The following is a 17,666-nucleotide window of genomic DNA, read 5'->3' as shown; positions in this document are numbered from 1 at the left end:
TGAATTATGGCCAATGTTGCGGTTGTAGGCACTCAATGGGGTGATGAAGGAAAAGGAAAAATTGTTGATCTTTACACAAGTGAAGCGGATGTTGTCGCCCGCTTCCAGGGCGGCAACAACGCCGGTCACACGCTTGTCGTTCGCGGCAGAAAAACGATTCTGCATTTAATTCCTTCGGGGATTTTGCATGACCATAAGATCTGCATTATCGGCAACGGCGTTGTCTTTGACCCGAAAGTTTTTCTTCAGGAAATTGATGAGCTGAACGAAGGCGGTCTGTTGCCCGCTTCAACAAAGCTTTATATCAGTGAAAAAACGCATGTCATTATGCCCTATCACCGCAGCATCGATCAGGCACGTGAAGCCCGCAGCGCGGGCAAAAAAATCGGCACAACCGGTCGTGGCATCGGCCCGGCTTACGAAGACAAGGTCGCCCGCACGGGCATCCGCGTGTGCGACCTTTATGAAACAAATCTGTTCCGGGAGAAATTGATCCAAAGCCTTGAAGAAAAAAATTTCCTGCTGAAAAATTATTTCGGTGCTGAACCGCTGGATCCGGAAGCCATTGCCGATGAATATCTGGCTTTCGCTGAAAAGATTAAACCCTACGTCGCGGACACATCACTGATTCTGGATCATGAAATTAAAAAAGGCAAGAAAGTCCTCTTCGAGGGCGCACAGGGCTGCCATTTGGATATTGATCACGGAACCTATCCTTACGTTACCTCATCCAATACGGTTTCCGGCAACGCCGCCTGCGGCAGCGGGATCGGTCCCAATACGATTTCCGCCGTGGTAGGCATCTGCAAAGCTTACACGACCCGCGTCGGAGAAGGCCCTTTCCCGACGGAATTAAAAGACGGCATCGGCGAACATCTGCAGAAAGTCGGCCAGGAATTCGGCGCAACCACGGGCCGCAAGCGTCGCTGCGGCTGGCTGGATATGGTTCTGGTGCGTCAAGCCGTTCGAGTATCCGGAATTGCTTGGCTTGCCATCACAAAGCTGGATGTTTTAACGGGTTTGGACAAGCTCAAAATCTGCGTCGGCTACCAGTCGGACCAGGGTGAATTTACCGAGGCCGCTCCCGCCAGCATGAACATTTTTTCATCCTGCGTTCCGGTTTATGAAGAACTTGACGGATGGAAGGAAGATATTGCCGGCGCGCAAAAAATCAGCGACCTTCCCGCCAACGCACAGAAATACCTCCAGCGCTTGAAAGAATTATCGGGAGCCGATCTGGCGCTTGTATCCGTCGGCGCCGGGCGTGAAGAGACCATTCAGATGGAAAATCCGTTTGAAAAATAATTCAGTTTCTTCTTGACACACACCTGACTAGCTGTTAGAGAGCCTTGTTCTTAAATAACGCCAGAAACAGTGGGCCGTTAGCTCAGCGGTAGAGCAGCGGACTTTTAATCCGTTGGCCGCGGGTTCAATCCCCGCACGGCCCACCAGAATCAAGGGTTCCCGAAAGGGAACCTTTTTTTTGATATCCCTGATATCCACAGAAATTTCAGAACCAACCTTCTGTCAATCGGCAATCAATATTAAATTGACGAATAACATCTTTTCTTCATATACTCTCTGCACGAAAAAAATTGTTCCGCAACAAATCGTGCCGGAGGGAAAATGAATAAACTGTTTGGCGTCTTGATGGTAATCCTGGTTTGTACTTCCGCCGCGGCGGCTGAAAACGATTTTAGATGCCTTAAATCAATTGGCGTCAAGACGCCTCTCAAGCTTCAGTTTGTGTTCCAGACTGACAAGCCTGATAAGGGGTATGTTCTCTACCAGAACGGCAGCGGCCCTATCACCGTAAAGCTGATAAAAGAACGGGAAGTGCGTCGGGTAAAGGGCGGAGGACCGTCGGAATTTGAGGCTCAATGGGAAGAGATTACTTCAGAGGGTACCGGTGGAAAATACATTGTTGTTACCCAGGGTGCACGCATAAACGAATTTCGATACATTCGCAAAAAGGACGGCAAGCTTTTTAAATTCGAAGAAGACACAGACGCCTGGACTGAAAAGAAATGCGAGTGGAATAAAAAATAGATATAACAAGCTACCAACGCGGGACTTACACTTCGGGTTTTCAATGCCTCGCTTTAAGATCACCACTTTCTATCGCGTCAATCAATCGTGATTCCATATTTGCAACGACGCCGTTGATATTATCGAGCATGCTGTTTATGCCTGCCACAGCGGCACTCAGGAGGTTTATGATTTCCGTAGTCTTTTGATTATCGCTCCGATACCGTTCCATATCTTTCACCAGCTCTGTGATCCGGGTTTCCTGGTCGTCCATCCGTTTATTCATCGCTTCCACAATCATCTTCATTTCCCATGACGGCGCCGGCCCTTTTATTTCCGTATTTTCATTCCCGGCTGAAACAAATTCAGTTTCATCTATACTCCAGATCAAACACAGCCGTTGAATCGTCCTTTGCCCGATCGAACTTTTGCCAAGCAATAATTGAGATGCGTGCTGCGTTGACACACCAAGCACTCTGGCCAGACGGGCAGGTTCATCCACATTGCGTTGCTTACTTAATCTTAATAAGTTATGACGTTTCAGCTCATTTATGTCCATAACCAAACCTTTTTAATTGATTTATGTAAATAACATATATTTACTTATTAAATAACATCTCCTTTCCAATTAATAATATAATTATATTAAGGCACTTATATTTAGATATCTTTATTCAGTATAATCTTCTAATTCATAAAATCAATAATTATTATTTAATCACACGGTATCCAGCAGTTGCATTGATGTTTCATGAAATACATTTTTGAATCAAAATCCGAAACCGGCAAGCACTCCTTCCTGTTCTCAAGAAGACGTCACGAATTGACTTTATGAAATCAGTACTGAACTGAAGCATCCGGTAATTTAACCAGTATGTTTTGGTGATGGTGCGCATGGCCTTTTCCCCTTCGTTATGGTAAAAATCAGGAAGCTTTGAGCGTCGGATAAGGAGGCAGGGAAAAATGAAGAAAATGCCGGTGGTAATATTGATCCTCTTTTTAGCGGGCTGCACCACAGGGCCAGTGCTTTATCCCAACACACACCTCCAGCAAGCAGGCGAAGCACAGACCCATAAGGATATTGCGGAGTGCGAAGCCCTGGCCGATCAGTATATCAAGTCCGATGCCGGGATCGCGGCGGCCAAAGACACGGCCATTGGAGCGGCGGGAGGCTCCGTCATCGGAGGCGCCGCGGGCGCCGTAACGGGCCATTTAGGCCGGGGCATTGGTGTCGGTGCTGCCACCGGCGCCGCTGTCGGTCTGGTCAGAGGCGTCATAAAGGCATCAGAACCGACCCCCCTTTTTAAAAATTTTGTTAACCGGTGCCTGCAGGAGAGGGGGTATGATCCCATCGGATGGCAATAATGTTTTACCCGATTGATGTGTTCTTTCTGAAACAGACAAACCAATGATTTCAAAAAATGATCTTATATCTCAATCGGTGAGATAAAACCGCACACCCGCATTTTGCGGCCAAGATTTCCTTGACACAAAAAAACGCCCATTCTATACTTTGCCATTCAAAACGGTCGTTCTTATCAAAAAATATCATAAGAACAATTTGTTTTGGACACTAACGGCGCAAAGTAAGTATTCTATGTTATCGGAGTACTCTCTAATAAAAAGATATGGAAAGGAATAGGAGGTATTTTATGTATCGGATTGATCTGTTAAATAATATTTCGGAAAAGGGGCTCAGCCTTTTTACTGAGAAGTATGAGTATCGTACTGACATTCCCGATCCTGACGGCATTCTCGTAAGAAGCAAGGAAATGAAAGAAATGATCCTGCCGTCGAGCCTGAAAGCAATTGCCCGCGCCGGCGCCGGCGTGAACAATATTCCCATCGAAAAATGCTCAGAGAAAGGCATTGTGGTGTTCAATACGCCGGGTGCGAACGCCAACGGCGTGAAGGAACTGGTGATTCTGGGCATGCTCCTGGCTTCCCGCAAAGTGGTGGAAGGGATCGGCTGGGCCAAAGGCCTGGTGGGTGAAGGCGACAAGGTACCGGACCTGATCGAAAAAGGCAAATCCAAGTTCGGCGGCACCGAAATCCTGGGCAAGAAGCTCGGCGTGGTGGGTCTGGGAGCCATCGGCACCATGGTGGCCAATACCGCCGAAAATCTGGGTATGGAAGTCTGGGGATATGATCCATTCCTGTCCATCGAGGCAGCCTGGAGACTGTCCCGCAATACCAAAAAGGCGGCAAGCCTGGACAAACTTCTGTCCGAGTGCGATTTCATCTCGCTGCATGTTCCGCAAAATAAAGACACCAAGGGATTCATCAATAGCGATAAATTCGCGGTCATGAAGAAGGGTGTGGTCATCCTGAACTTCGCCAGAGGCGGGCTTGTGGATACTCCGTCCCTGAAGAAGGCTGTCGCCGACGGTATCGTGGGATGCTATGTGACAGATTTCCCCGATGAAGAGGTCATCAAGACGGACAAGGTCATCGCCATTCCGCATCTGGGAGCCTCCACCGAAGAATCTGAAGAAAACTGCGCCATCATGGCAGCCATGCAGCTCATGGACTTCCTCGAGAACGGGAACATCAAAAATTCGGTCAACTTCCCCGAGTGCTCTCTTGACAGATCGGGCAAACAGCGGCTGACCATCTCGAATCAGAACGCGCCGGGCATGATCGAAAAGATCACGCACTTCATGGCCGACAATAAGATCAACATAGCCGACATGATTAACAAAAGCAGAGGCAATGTCGCCTATAACATCATTGATCTCGACAGCGCTATCAGCGAAGACCTGGTCAAAAAGATCGGATCGACTGAAGGAGTGCTCGGGGTCAGAATGCTTTAAGAATACCTCCGGAGTGTTCTCCATGGATCAAAAAAAGTGCCTGGGCTGACTGTCCAGGCACTTCTTATTAATGCACACACCGTTCTCGTAATCCCTGCGCGCTGCAACTGTTTCTCCCTGCCAATTCACCCGTAGCCGCCTTTTTTACTCTTCCCGCGTAAAGAACGAAACCATCCATTTTATCTTTTATCGGTTTCCGGCTCCGCAGGTTATCGATAGACCGGTGACTACCTTTGCCATTGAAAGCAATTCAAATAATCGCTTCTCCTCCGTCCACGGAAAGTGTGTGGCCCGTGATATAACTGGATGCTTCGGAGGCTAAAAACAAGACGGCGCCTTTTAATTCATCATCACGTCCAAATCGCCTCATTGGAATTCCTTTGATCAAAAGATCGCCACGATCTTCCATTACCCAGGCTGTCATGTCTGTTGGAAACCAGCCTGGCGCGATGGCGTTAACATTGATGTTATGCCTTGCCCATTTGGCGGCAAGGTCCCTGGTCAGAGCAATGACCGCTCCCTTACTTGCCTGGTAGGCCACTGCATCCATCTTTTCCGGCTCGCAACCGATCAGGCCGGTAACCGAAGCGATGTTGATAATCTTGCCGCCTCCCTGTTTGATCATGGCGCGGCCAGCATGCTGACAGCTGAAAAAAGTTCCTTTAACGTTGACGTCCATAACCTTGTCCCATCCTTTAACCGGATAGTCTACTGCGGGTCCGCCCCAACTTGTGCCGGCATTATTGATCAGAATATCGATTCGGCCGAATTCATTTAGAACGGCGTCGACCATATCCTGAATACCGGACTCCCGGGCAACATCGCATTGGAGAGCCATGGTCTTGACACCGCATTCCGTGCGGATCCGTTCGGCGGTTATTTCGCAACGTTCTACCTTACGTGCGGACAGTACGACGTTTGCCCCCGCCTCGGCAAGGGCTGTGGCCATCTGCTCCCCCAGGCCAACTGAACCACCCGTCACCAGGGCAATTTTTCCCCGGATATTGAATAAGTCTTTTACGTGCATTGCTAACCTCCATGAAATAAGCGGGCAAGTCACTATCGTGATATTTAATAAATTAAACTGTATATTTCTTCTGGCCTCTGCAGATATTTCGGAGCTGTTCTCCCTGCCCTGTCAATTCACAAACGTCTTTAAAAATATCAGCCGGGCATTCAAAAGCCGCTGCGGCGGATATTCGTCTTACCTTTTGAGATTCTCAATAATCGTCACAACGCCCTGGCCGCCGCCGCAGCAGGCGCCAAAGGTTCCAAAGCGCCCTCCCCTGCGAATCAGCTCCTTCATGCAGAGCATGGCAATGCGGGCGCCCGATGCTCCGTTGGCGTGACCGTAGGCGATGGCGCCGCCATTGGGATTCCAGTTGTCCATGATGACCTTTTGCCCCGTCTGCTTTTCCAGCTCCCGGATCACGGCCAGGTTCTGGGCCGCAAAGGCTTCGTTGCATTCGACCACATCGAAATCCGAAAGCTTTTCAATGCCGGCTCTCTTCATGGCAATGGGCAATGCATACGCCGGTGCGACGCCCATGATGCCCGGATCAACGCCCCACTCGGCGCTGCCGACCCATCTCGCCTGCGGCTCATAGCCCAGCTCCAACGCTTTTTCCCGCGTCATCATCAACACAAAGGCGCTGCCGTCGTTTAATCCGGAGGAGTTGCCGGCTGTCACGGAGCCGCCTTTTTTGAACGCGGGAGGCAAAGCGGCAAGCCCGTCCATGGGGGTAAGCCGCGGGAACTCGTCCACTTTGAAATCCAGCGGCGGCTTCTTCTTTCCCTGCGGCACGGGGACGGAGATGATCTCATCGGCAAAATATCCTGCCTCAATCGCCTTCCTGGCCAGCGCCTGGCTGCGGAAGGCAAATTCATCCTGTTCTTCGCGGGATATTTTATACAGGTCCGCCAGATTTTCCGCCGTTAAACCCATGTCGAAAGGAAGGTAAGTCGTCTTTTCTTTGGACGGGGGCTGAAGCTGGAAGTCGAGAAGCTTGATGGTATTGAGCCGGTAAGGTTCCACGCTTGTGGAATATTTCCGGGGCAGCTGGCTGAACGATTCCATGCCGCCGGCAATGACGATGTCCGCCATGCCCGCAAGAATTTTCCAGGCCGCGTGATTAATGGAGTCGATGGCGGAGCCGCACTGCAACTCCACGGCGGATGCCGAAGTCGATTCGGGCAGGCCTGCATACAAAAGCGCCCAGCGGGAAGGATTAATTGCACAGGCGGGATGGAAAGCCATTCCCATATAAACATTGTCGACACGCGAGCGTTCACAGATTTTTGTTTTTTCGACAAGCCCCTTCAGTCCGATGCCGGCAAGTTCCTCGGCCGTGTAGTCTTTTAAGCTTCCGCCAATCTTACCAAAGGCGGTACGCACGCCGTCCACAAAAACCACTTCTTTTTTTCCCATTTCGATTTTCTCCTTTTTCTTATAACTGCTTTAGTATTCCGGTGCTCAGTTGTTACTTCCTGCCATAGTCATAGAAGCCTTTGCCGGTCTTTCTGCCCAGCTGGTTTCCATCGATCATTGTTTTAAACAGCCCGGACGGCTTATAGCGCTCTTCGCCGGTCATCTCAAACATGGCCTTCATGGCATTGCCGCAAACGTCGACACCCGCCAGATCCATAATTTCATTGGGCCCCATAGGCCAGTTACAGCCAAGCTTCATGGCCTGGTCAATATCTTCGGCGGAGGCGGAGCCGTTTAAAATCATATTACAGGATTCATTATAAATCAGGCACAGGAAACGATTAACGATGAATCCGGGTATATCCTTGACCACAATCGGCGTCTTGCCGAAGTTCCGGCAGATGTCGATGGCGGTTTTCTCTATCTCCCTGCCCGTCTGATCACTGCTGATGACTTCCACCAGTTTCATCACGGGGACGGGGCTGAAAAAATGCGTCCCGATAACCGCTCAGGATGAGCGGTAACGGAAGCAAGGCTGGAAATGCGAATGGTGGATGTGTTGCTAGCCAGGATGACACTGGCGGGACAGACAGCATCCAGTTTTCTGAAAATATCCTGTTTGAGTTCAAGATTTTCAAACACCGCTTCCACCACCATCACGGCGTTTTTAACCGCCTCATTCATATCCGTCGTCGCGGTCAGCCGCGACAGAATCTCACCACCCTGTGCATGCGTCAGCGTGCCTTTAGCAACTTTGCGGCTGATGAAGTTATTGATATTGCCGATTCCACGGTCAAGAAATCCCCTGGTTGTGTCGACAAGAACAACATTGAATCCCCCTTCTGCCGCAACCTGCGCGATTCCGGCACCCATGGTTCCGGCGCCTATTACAACAATTTTCTCACTCATCTTTTTCTCCTTATGTCAAGTGACGGTTGATATTGGATCGCCAAAACCTTTTACGCCAGCAACTGATTGGCAATAATGATGCGCTGCACCTGGTTGGTCCCTTCATAAATCTGCGTAATCTTGGCGTCCCGCATCATGCGCTCGACGGGATACTCTCTGGTATATCCGTATCCGCCCAGGCATTGAACGGCATCGGTGGTAACTTTCATGGCCACGTCCGAGGCGTACCATTTGGCCATCGAGGAAAGTTTCGGAATATCCGGCGACCCCGGATCGGTGTCGATGAGCGACGCCGCCCGATAAACCATGGTGCGGGCTGTCTCCACCGCCAGCGCCATTTCGGCGATCATCCAGCGCATGCCCTGAAATGAGGCCAGGGACTGGCCGAACTGGCAGCGTTCTTTCGTATAGCTGATTACGGCATCCAGCGCGCCTTGTGCAATGCCCAAGGCCTGAGCGCCAACGGCCGGACGGGTATAGTTAAAGGTCTTCATCAGCACTTTAAATCCGTTGCCTTCCGCGCCGCCCAGCAGCCGGTCTTCCGGCAAGAAAACATTGTCAAAAACCAGTTCGCGTGTTTCGGAACCGTGGATGCCCATCTTGTGCTCCTCTTTGCCCACTGAAAAACCCTGGTCGCCTTTTTCCACGATCATCATGCTGATTCCCTTGTTGCCCTTGGACTTATCGGTGTAGCAGACCACAACAATAATCTCCGACACCCCGCCGTTGGTAATGAAAATTTTTGACCCGTTGAGCAGATAGCCGCCGTCCACCCGGGTTGCCATCGTTTTCATCCCTGACACATCGGAGCCTGCTCCGGGCTCGGTAATGCCCGTGGCGCCCAGGCATTGGCCGGAAGCCAGCATGTAGAGATAGGATTTTTTCTGTTCTTCCGTCCCGCCGATCAGAATCGGGTCGCTGGTGAGCGCCTGCGTCGTCAGCATGACGGACGTTGCCGCACAGCATCGGGCCACTTCTTCCACCGTCAGAATCATGGAAAGCATTCCCGCTTCGGTCCCGCCGTAGGCTTCGGGAATCTGAATACCCAGCAGACCGTTTTCCGACAGGGTTTTAAAATTCCCCCAGGGAAATTCTTCTTTTTCATCGATCCCCGCCGCGTGCGGGGCGAACTGTTCCGTCGCGATTCGCCGTACCGTATCCCTCAACATCATTTGATCATCTGATAATCTGAAATCCACAATGGTCCTCCTCCGAATTATATTTACACCATAGATCAGAGCATGATGTATGCCAGATAGAGCCTTGTTCTATCGCATTGATATACAAGATTATTTTATTTATTGACGAATCTGTGGTAATAGAATATGTAATCTTTTGATACGTCTTGTGTAATATTATGTAACATCTGTAAAGGAAACAAGGTGACCCCATGAAAAATAACGCTTCGAACCGAAACACATCCTCCGACAGTGAAAAAGGCCGTCTGGAACGAAAACCTTTTGTCAGCCGCAGAGAGCAGCAAGGCCCCGACTATTACGATAAATTCCAGGCGACAAAAAAGGAATGGGAGAAATTCATTACGGGAAATACTGATATTGACCGCCAGGTGATCACAGCCGAGGTTTTCGATTCCTGGGTCCGGTGCCAGAAACTGGGGGTCGATCCCATCCGCATCCCGCATCATGAAATCCTTGCCGGATCGGATCTGAAAAAACTTCTGGGGTATCACGCATCTTTCATCGACATCAGCCGCCCCTTCATGCAGAACCTTCATAAATTCCTGGCGGGCTCCGGATTTCTGGTCGCCCTTTACGACAAGGACGGATATGTGCTGGAAGTCATCGGAGATGAAAATGCCGTCAATCACGCGCGCCGCGGCGAGTTTGTAGTCGGCTCTCTGTGGACGGAGGAAAGCTCAGGAAATAACAATGTCGGCACGGTTCTCAGGCTGAAAAAACCCATCCAGATTTTTGCCGCACAGCACTACCATCGTTTTTTCCACAACGAAACGGACTCGAGTGCGCCGATCTACGATCCTGAAGGCAAACTTATCGGCGGAATCTGTCTGACGGGCCATTATTTCCGGGCAACGCCGGACACACTGGGTATGGTCATCGCCGCAGCTTCGGCCATCGAAAATGAAATGCAGACGCGCAAAGCCGCCCGCGAACTGCAAGTCGCCTACAGATTTCAAAAAACCGTCATTACCTCCATTCCTGAAGCGTTGATTACCATCGACAATCAGGGCCTCATTTCCCTCATCAATGATAATGCTAAAAAGCTGCTGTTTCCCGATGAAAACAATGTTGTGGGACAACCGGTGCACAAGGTCTTCGGCAAGGAGAATCATCGATTTCTTTCCATCATCAGGGATTACGAAACCCTCACGGATGCCGAGATCAGAATATTTACGAGGAGTACAGGCTATGACTACACCATGACCTGCAATACGATTTCAGACGCGGATGGAAAGACCATCGGAAAAATCATCATCCTCAATGAAATCAAACGGGCAAAAACGATGGTGACCAAGATGATCGGCGCCAAGGCAAAGTTCTCTTTTGAGGATGTTTGCGGGAGAAGTCCGCGTTTTCTGACCACACTCGAACAGGCGCGCGTCGTTTCGCAAAACAGTTCCAATGTGCTGCTGCTGGGAGAAAGCGGGACGGGAAAAGACGTTTTTGCCCAGGCCATTCACAACGCAGGCGACCGGAAAAACGGACCGTATGTGGCCATCAACTGCGCGGCCATTCCGCGGGATCTGATCACCAGTGAACTGTTTGGATATTCTGAAGGCGCCTACACGGGATCGCGCCGCGGCGGAAATCAGGGGAAATTTGAACTGGCTGACGGCGGCACAATTTTTCTGGATGAAATAGCCGAAACCCCGCTGGAACTGCAAGCCGTGCTGCTTCGGGTGATCGAGGATAAATCGATCGTCCGGATCGGTGGAAGCCGGGTCCGGCCGGTAGATGTTCGCATTATCGCCGCAACCAACAGGGATATCATGGGCGAGATCCGCAAAGGGACTTTCAGGAAGGATCTGTATTACCGGCTGAGCGTGTTTTCCATTCACTTGCTTCCATTGAGCGAACGCCCGGATGATATTCCTTTGCTTGTCGATAATTTTGTTCAAAAACATGCGCAATATTCCAAAAGGAAACCATGTACAGTGAGCCCTCAGGTCATCGATGCCTTCCAGCAATACAACTGGCCGGGCAACATCCGTGAATTGCAAAATGTAATGGAGAGAATGTTGAATTTCGCCCGTTCCGATGAGCTAACCGCTGATCTTATTCCCGAAGAAATAAGGCCAACATCGGCAGGTCATCGTTTGGAACCGATTATGACGTCCAGGGAATTTGAGCGTCAGGCTATTCAGAAGATGCTGAGTAACAAACTTAAGAAAGCCGAGATCGCGCGAAAAATGGGGATATCCAGACCGACGTTATATCGCAAATTCAGGGAGTATAATATTTCCTGATGCGTAAAAATGCGTCTCCCGGGATTGCACCGATGTAATCCCCGCGGCCATTTCTCACCCTTTTTTTATAGAGCCCTCTGAGTATTCTTTTCCTCGAGAACGTAGCGCACATTAAAAACCATATCCGGACGCAGAGAGTTATAAACGGAACAGTACTTGTCCTTGGACAAGGCAATGGCGCGTTCCACTTTTCCCGGATCCAGGTTTTCCCCGGCGATGTGTAAAACCATCTCCACCACCCTGTAATACTGCGGCGGCGCCGGATTTCGTTCACCGGCAATCTCCATCCGGAATCCCGTGAGCGCGATCCGCATCTTCGTCAGAATCGTCACCACATCAATCCCCATGCAGCCTGCCAGACTCAGAAGAAGAGATTCCGTTGGCTTGCATCCCCACTGTGCCTGGCCGTCAAATTCAATCTCGTATCCCTGCTGTGTGGTCCCGGTGAATACCAGATCCCGGTCCCAGGTCAGGGTTGTCTTTACTATCGGATTAATGCTTTGCTTATACCCTGAAAGCGACTCGTTCAAATTGTCCTTGTTAACATCTGCCATTTTGTTTTGCCGTTCTCTGTCGTTAAAGGTTGATTGTCGAAGGCGCCGTTGGGCAGCCCCTGTTTCTGATGATTATTGATTAACATTTGGAAAATGGGTTAAGGCCTGCGCACAAAATCCGAACAGCCGCGCACAGGCAAAAAATACCGATCATGGACTTTGCAGATACCACCATCCCCTCTGGCACAGCCCCGCACGGAGCTGAGGCTGTTTATGCCCTTAAAATAATCTTCCAGCATTGCGGAATCGTTATTGAAATAATAACAGTTTCCGCAGCATTCCCATTTGATTTTTTCTTTGCACCAAAAAGCATATGATTGAATATATTCATCTTACAATTTTATCCGATAACCTTCCTGTAATCAACAACAGTAACCAATGAATATTAGGCTTGGAATTACCCGGGTAAAGCCTAAATGGCATTTTGTCTGCGGACAATTCATTGGTGGGTTAACGGCAGACTTTGATCAGTTTATAAAGAAGTTGGTCAACTGCGTCAATAACCTGCTTAAACTCTCCCCCATAACGAATCGAACTGCCAAACAGTTCCTCCCTGAGGCGGTTAACCTCTCCATCCGGACAGTTTACCGGCGAAAAAGAGTCCGTTGTGAGAAATAACTTCTCCCGGGCAAGAAGTAATTTTGCTTTTTCCACAAAAGGCATCATGCGTTCCCTGATAACCGACATATCCTCCCGCAGTTGCTCAGGAAGCACGGGAAGAGCTTTTTCTTTTTTATGAGCAGCCGATTGATTATGGCGAAATTGCGCCGCAATTTCGTCGATCATTACGGCCAGTGTGGAATATTCCATTCCCCGTATGCCCCGCCGCCACTGAAGAAACCAGGGATTACGCCGACGCCAGAGAGAATCTTTCTCGCCCATAGCCATCAAACCGGCAATGGCGGACCGAAAGTCCGCAAGCATTTTATTACATTCAGGGAAGTCGTCCGCAACAAACCGGTTTTTCCCGGGCAGCGTGCTTTCGTAAACTGGACATTCGGGATCAGTTATCAGGTATCGCCAGAGATTGCGCAAGACAGCGATGCCGTTTCGATCTCCGGGGGTATCGAAATGAACAAGCGACAGAATCACCTTCCCCCGCCCCAAACGACCTTCCACAACAGCCGGCTCATCTTTCAAACGCCGGGGATCCAATAATATCCCGTAGCGTTCTTCCAGTCCAGACCAGCCTGTAATTTGCCCATCTCCCACCTTGATATCGGCGCTCATGGCATCCGGCTGCGCCTCTTCATATACCGCCAGAACGCGAATTTCACTTCTTGACGCAAGGTGAAACTGAAAGGGCCACCAGACCGAAAAGACAGGTGACGTGATGTTCTCCCAGGCAGCGTGCGGAGCAAGCGCCAGGCGAACGGGTCCACTGAAACTGGGAACCCTTTCCTGAGCGGATTTCCGCGAAACAGGCAAAAGGCCGATGTCGCTTTGAGTCGCGAGCCCCGCTCCTCCGCAAATGCCCAGGTAGCTGCCGCCGTTCTCCACAAAAGAACGAATTTCAGTCTGTCCCTTCACCCCCAGGGAACCGAGCTTAGCCTGCGCCCAACCGCCCGGAACAAAGAGCATCGCATAACGGGGAAGGACGCCCGACCGGATATCACCCGACCGGACAAGGTCAAAGGACAATCCCGCTTCCGTCAGCGCCCGCCGGGCCATCAGCCCCCAGAGGAAGGATTCATCCCAAAGAAGGGCGCAGGGTTTCCCCCCGTCTCTATAATTTTCTCTTTCCATCTGATTGGGATTCATCGCTTGCCGGAAACCTTTATCAATTGCGTTATCTACATCCAGCATGGACTATAGCGGCTTTGGTGCGATTTTCCAACCTCAAAGTAAACAATCCATGAAATTTCGATATCGGCTGATTAAAAATTATATTATCCAAGCATGTTGGGTAGTGGGTCAGTTTAAAACTGACCCACTACCCAATGTTAAAGTAAATTGCTTTTTTAAATGCTCTCCTGTAATATGAAATATATGCCATTTTGTCATGGCGCTCTTGTCGTTCTTTCCATTTTAGCGTTCCTCCATGCGTCAGAACCTTTAACCCGGATGTAAGCACCCCCTCTTTAAGACATTTTTCGTCTGGAAAGGAGTATCAGCAATGAAGGGCAGTGGTTTTGATAAACTCTGGAAGACAGAAGACTGGTGGCCGGTTTGGCTGGGGCTCGGCATCGTCATCCTGGCCATCGTTGCCCTCTGGATGGGCACCTCCATCAAGGGATGGGCGGTTCTGCCAAGTAAGATAGCGAACTTCAGCAGTGTCGGCGCAGACCTGGCAAAGAATGCCGGCGGGTATCTCACTATCTTTTTGGTCCTCGGCGCGGTCTTCTGCGTCTCCATGAAGCTCATGGCACACAAATTAAAATACTTTATTCCCGGTTTCATCATCCTGTTTGCCGGATCACTCGTGATCTTTTATGTGGCCGGAACAAAATTTATAAATGATTATAATATTGAGGCACCCCTGCTGGCGTTGATCGTCGGACTGATCATTTCCAATGTTATTAAAATTCCGGACTGGCTGAAGACATCGCTCCGCACGGAATATTATATCAAAACCGGTATCACTTCCTCTGCATCGGTCTTTCCACCCGCTTTGCTGAAATGCTCACCTTCGGCATGAAGCCTTTCTGGGCCTTCACTTGCGGGTCATTATCAATGTCCCCTTGGGGATTTTCTTATCCACCGTTGTGTTTGTGGATCACTGGTCCAAGATCTGAGTTGGCCGGTAATTGGTTTTAGACCTCTGGTAAATGTGATGATTGATCGGTTTGAAACACATTGCGAAGAAAAAAATAGAGACCGGAAACTCCTGAGAATTAGTCAACAATAATCACTCGTAGACTCTCATTAGAGAGAAATATCTTGACACGCTTTAATAAACTGAGTACCATTCAGTAAAAGTGATGCATTCTACACATAATGCATTCAACCGACATCCAGCCGGAAGAATGGTTAGAAAAGGAGGCAAATATCATGGCGAAATCAGACACACCCCTGCTCGATGAACTGGAAGGGGGCAAATGGCCCAGCTTTGTGAAAGACATGAAGCAAGCGGCGGAGAAAAATCCCATGGCCAAAGACCTGCTCCATCAACTGGAGCTATCCTACAAGGATAAAATCGGCCACTGGAAACATGGAGGTATTGTCGGCGTCAAGGGTTACGGCGCCGGTGTCATCGGGCGCTATTCAGATCGTCCGGATCTTTTCCCGAATGTCCAGGCTTTTCACACGATGCGCGTTAATCATCCTACCGGCTGGTTCTACAAAACGGATGCGCTGCGCAAACTCTGCGATGTCTGGGACAAGCACGGCAGCGGCCTCACCAACATGCACGGCGCAACGGGAGATGTCATTCTGCTGGGCACAAGAACCGAGCATCTCCAGTCCTGTTTTGACGATCTTTCCGATGCGGGTTTTGACCTCGGCGGCTCCGGATCGGCCCTGCGTACGCCTTCCGCCTGTGTCGGACCCGGCCGATGCGAATGGGCCTGCGTCGACAGCCTGGATATCTGCTATAACATCACCATGAGTTACCAGGATAAGATTCACCGCCCCATGTTCCCCTACAAGTTCAAGATTAAAGTCGCTGCCTGTTCCAATGACTGTGTGGCATCCATCGCGCGCTCCGACCTGTCCATCATCGGCACCTGGAAAGACAACATTCAAATTGATCAGAAGGAAGTTCTGGCCTATGCGCCGGCCATCGACATCCAAAAGGAAGTCTGCGACCTTTGTCCGACGAAGTGCATGGAATGGAACGGCAAAGAATTAAAGATTTACGATGAAGACTGCACCCGTTGCATGCACTGCATCAACCTCATGCCGAAAGCCCTGCGCCCCGGCAAAGAAAGAGGCGCAACCATCCTCATCGGCGGCAAGGCGCCCATTTTACAGGGAGCGCTTCTTTCCTGGGTCATTGTGCCTTTTATGAAGATGGAGCCGCCTTACACGGAACTCAAGGATTTAATCGAACGCATCCAGGACTGGTGGGATGAATACGGCAAATCCCGGGAACGCCTGGGTGAGTTAATCAAACGTCTGGGCATGAGGGTATTCCTCAGGGCCGTTGGCCTGCCGGCCGTTCCGCAAATGGTCAAGGCGCCGCGGACCAATCCCTATGTCTTCTTCTGGCCCGAAGAAATCAAAAAGGAGGTAAAGTAAAATGGCTAAAACAGATATCGGACCCCCTGATTATAAAACCATGCTGCCGCCCGTCATCGCAAGAAATTACGGGAAGTGGCGTTATCATGAAATTCTCAAACCGGGTGTGCTGATGCACATCGCGGAATCGGGAGAGGCACTCTACACTGTGCGCGCAGGCTCCCCCAGGCTTGTTTCTACGGAACACATCCGGGAAATCTGCGACATGGCGGATCAGTTCTGCGACGGCTATCTGCGCTTCACCAGCCGCCACAATATCGAATTCCTCCTGGACGATAAGGACAAAGTCGAGCCCCTGATTGCGGAACTGGCCAAACGCAATTACCCGGTCGGCGGCACAGGGCATGCCATCTCGAATATCGTCCATACCCAGGGCTGGGTCCACTGCCACACGCCGGCCACCGACGCATCCGGTCCCGTCAAGGCCCTGATGGATGAGATCTATGAACATTTCGTAACGGCGACCCTGCCCAACCACGTACGGATTGCCCTGGCCTGCTGCCTGAATATGTGCGGCGCCGTGCATTGCTCGGACATCGCCATTCTGGGAATTCACCGCACCGTTCCCATCCCGGATAACACACGCGTGCCGAACATTTGTGAAATTCCTTCCACCGTTGCCTCCTGCCCCACGGGCGCGATTCGCGGCGACATGAAGAACAAAACCGTCACCGTCAATCCGGAGAAGTGCATGTATTGCGGCAACTGCTACACCGTTTGTCCGGCCCTGCCGATTGCCGATCCCGAAAACGACGGAATTTCAATCTGGGTCGGAGGTAAAGTTTCCAATGCCCGGAGCGCTCCCAAATTCTCCAAGCTGGCCATTCCCTTCCTCCCCAACAACCCGCCGCGCTGGCCTGAAGTGGTTGATGCGGTCAAGAATATCATCGAGGTCTATGCAACCCATGCGCGCAAGCACGAACGCGTCGGGGAATGGATCGAACGCGTTGGCTGGGAGAGGTTCTTTACGCTGACCGGCATTCCCTTCACGGACAAGCATATCGATGACTTTGATATGGCCACGGAAACATTCCGGACATCGACACAGTTCAAATGGGGGTGAACATGAGTGACGAGCTGAAGAAAAAGATCGTAGACCTTTTCCATGAAAAATCCAGGGGTGACAAGAAGATGTTTTACATCCGCGACGTCACCAAATGGCTGCCCGATGAAGACCGGCACGCCGTTCAGGATGCCGTAAAAGTGCTGCTCGATGAGGAAGTTTTGAAATACTGGTCGAGCGGAAGTTCTACTTACCTCATCCTGGCTGAATTCTTCCCGAAGGAGGAATCCTGTTCTTAATCAGGTAT

General features: G+C 50.5%; 18 protein-coding genes and 1 tRNA gene. 11 read left to right on the top strand and 8 right to left on the bottom strand.

All coding sequences use genetic code 11. The annotated features are described in order from the left end of the window. The first annotated feature begins 6 nt into the window (after positions 1–6). From CVU71_00680 to CVU71_00665, 4 genes are all read left to right on the top strand, one after another. Complete coding sequence (locus tag CVU71_00680) at positions 7–1,305, top strand: adenylosuccinate synthase (protein ID PKN20343.1); 1,299 nt, start codon at positions 7–9, stop codon at positions 1,303–1,305. A 71-nt stretch (positions 1,306–1,376) separates the two neighbouring features. Continuing rightward, positions 1,377–1,451, top strand: a tRNA-Lys gene (locus tag CVU71_00675). After that, positions 1,418–1,630 (top strand): hypothetical protein, encoded by a 213-nt coding sequence (locus tag CVU71_00670; protein ID PKN20342.1) that lies wholly within the window; start codon positions 1,418–1,420, stop codon positions 1,628–1,630. Before CVU71_00675 ends, CVU71_00670 begins: the two co-directional genes overlap by 34 nt. Further along, positions 1,627–2,049, top strand: a complete 423-nt coding sequence (locus CVU71_00665) for a hypothetical protein (protein ID PKN20341.1) — start codon at positions 1,627–1,629, stop codon at positions 2,047–2,049. Before CVU71_00670 ends, CVU71_00665 begins: the two co-directional genes overlap by 4 nt. Before the next feature lie 40 nt (positions 2,050–2,089). On the opposite strand, the gene CVU71_00660 is transcribed toward CVU71_00665, so the two are convergent. After that, the gene (locus tag CVU71_00660) at positions 2,090–2,587 is read right to left on the bottom strand and encodes a hypothetical protein (GenBank protein PKN20340.1); all 498 of its coding nucleotides are present in this window, start codon (positions 2,585–2,587) and stop codon (positions 2,090–2,092) included. 404 nt (positions 2,588–2,991) lie between these two features. Between CVU71_00660 and CVU71_00655 the strand changes: the two genes are divergently transcribed. Then, a complete protein-coding gene (locus CVU71_00655; protein PKN20339.1) occupies positions 2,992–3,393 on the top strand; it encodes a cell envelope biogenesis protein OmpA in 402 nt (133 codons plus the stop codon). 287 nt (positions 3,394–3,680) lie between these two features. After that, the gene (locus tag CVU71_00650) at positions 3,681–4,841 is read left to right on the top strand and encodes a 3-phosphoglycerate dehydrogenase (GenBank protein ID PKN20338.1); all 1,161 of its coding nucleotides are present in this window, start codon (positions 3,681–3,683) and stop codon (positions 4,839–4,841) included. Between the two features lie 250 nt (positions 4,842–5,091). Here the strand turns inward: CVU71_00650 and CVU71_00645 are convergent, their stop codons facing one another. The 5 genes from CVU71_00645 to CVU71_00625 form a co-directional block, all read right to left on the bottom strand. Continuing rightward, a complete protein-coding gene (locus CVU71_00645; GenBank protein ID PKN20337.1) occupies positions 5,092–5,868 on the bottom strand; it encodes a gluconate 5-dehydrogenase in 777 nt (258 codons plus the stop codon). A gap of 177 nt (positions 5,869–6,045) precedes the next feature. Beyond that, positions 6,046–7,269 (bottom strand): acetyl-CoA C-acyltransferase, encoded by a 1,224-nt coding sequence (locus tag CVU71_00640; GenBank protein ID PKN20336.1) that lies wholly within the window; start codon positions 7,267–7,269, stop codon positions 6,046–6,048. A 52-nt stretch (positions 7,270–7,321) separates the two neighbouring features. Beyond that, the gene (locus tag CVU71_00635) at positions 7,322–7,738 is read right to left on the bottom strand and encodes a hypothetical protein (protein PKN21020.1); all 417 of its coding nucleotides are present in this window, start codon (positions 7,736–7,738) and stop codon (positions 7,322–7,324) included. Beyond that, positions 7,738–8,178 (bottom strand): hypothetical protein, encoded by a 441-nt coding sequence (locus CVU71_00630; protein ID PKN20335.1) that lies wholly within the window; start codon positions 8,176–8,178, stop codon positions 7,738–7,740. The genes CVU71_00635 and CVU71_00630 overlap by 1 nt, the downstream gene beginning before the upstream one ends. 50 nt (positions 8,179–8,228) lie before the next feature. After that, positions 8,229–9,377: an acyl-CoA dehydrogenase gene (locus CVU71_00625; GenBank protein PKN20334.1), complete on the bottom strand. Its 1,149-nt coding sequence runs from the start codon at positions 9,375–9,377 to the stop codon at positions 8,229–8,231. Positions 9,378–9,568: 191 nt separating this feature from the next. Between CVU71_00625 and CVU71_00620 the strand changes: the two genes are divergently transcribed. Then, positions 9,569–11,623 carry a sigma-54-dependent Fis family transcriptional regulator gene (locus tag CVU71_00620; protein PKN20333.1) on the top strand — a complete coding sequence of 685 codons (2,055 nt, stop codon included), beginning with the start codon at positions 9,569–9,571 and terminating at the stop codon, positions 11,621–11,623. A gap of 65 nt (positions 11,624–11,688) precedes the next feature. On the opposite strand, the gene CVU71_00615 is transcribed toward CVU71_00620, so the two are convergent. Further along, a complete protein-coding gene (locus CVU71_00615; protein ID PKN20332.1) occupies positions 11,689–12,177 on the bottom strand; it encodes a peroxiredoxin in 489 nt (162 codons plus the stop codon). A 450-nt stretch (positions 12,178–12,627) separates the two neighbouring features. Beyond that, a complete protein-coding gene (locus tag CVU71_00610; protein PKN20331.1) occupies positions 12,628–13,983 on the bottom strand; it encodes a hypothetical protein in 1,356 nt (451 codons plus the stop codon). Positions 13,984–14,293: 310 nt separating this feature from the next. On the opposite strand from CVU71_00610, the gene CVU71_00605 reads away from it, so the two are divergent. The 4 genes from CVU71_00605 to CVU71_00590 all read left to right on the top strand — a co-directional run bounded on the left by CVU71_00605 (position 14,294) and on the right by CVU71_00590 (position 17,658). Further along, on the top strand, positions 14,294–14,815 hold the full coding sequence (locus CVU71_00605) for a hypothetical protein (protein PKN20330.1): 522 nt from the start codon (positions 14,294–14,296) through the stop codon (positions 14,813–14,815). Positions 14,816–15,168: 353 nt separating this feature from the next. Then, a complete protein-coding gene (gene dsrA / locus CVU71_00600) occupies positions 15,169–16,356 on the top strand; it encodes a dissimilatory-type sulfite reductase subunit alpha (protein PKN20329.1) in 1,188 nt (395 codons plus the stop codon). A gap of 1 nt (position 16,357) precedes the next feature. After that, positions 16,358–17,419, top strand: a complete 1,062-nt coding sequence (gene dsrB, locus CVU71_00595) for a dissimilatory-type sulfite reductase subunit beta (protein ID PKN20328.1) — start codon at positions 16,358–16,360, stop codon at positions 17,417–17,419. Beyond that, the gene (locus CVU71_00590; GenBank protein PKN20327.1) at positions 17,410–17,658 is read left to right on the top strand and encodes a dissimilatory sulfite reductase-asociated protein DsvD; all 249 of its coding nucleotides are present in this window, start codon (positions 17,410–17,412) and stop codon (positions 17,656–17,658) included. The genes dsrB and CVU71_00590 overlap by 10 nt, the downstream gene beginning before the upstream one ends. Positions 17,659–17,666: the final 8 nt, after the last annotated feature.

Source organism: Deltaproteobacteria bacterium HGW-Deltaproteobacteria-6 (assembly GCA_002840435.1).
Classification (GTDB): Bacteria; Desulfobacterota; Syntrophia; order Syntrophales; family Smithellaceae; genus UBA8904.
Note: the sequence above shows the minus strand (reverse complement) of the source record. Positions and strands in the feature narration are given on the sequence as shown.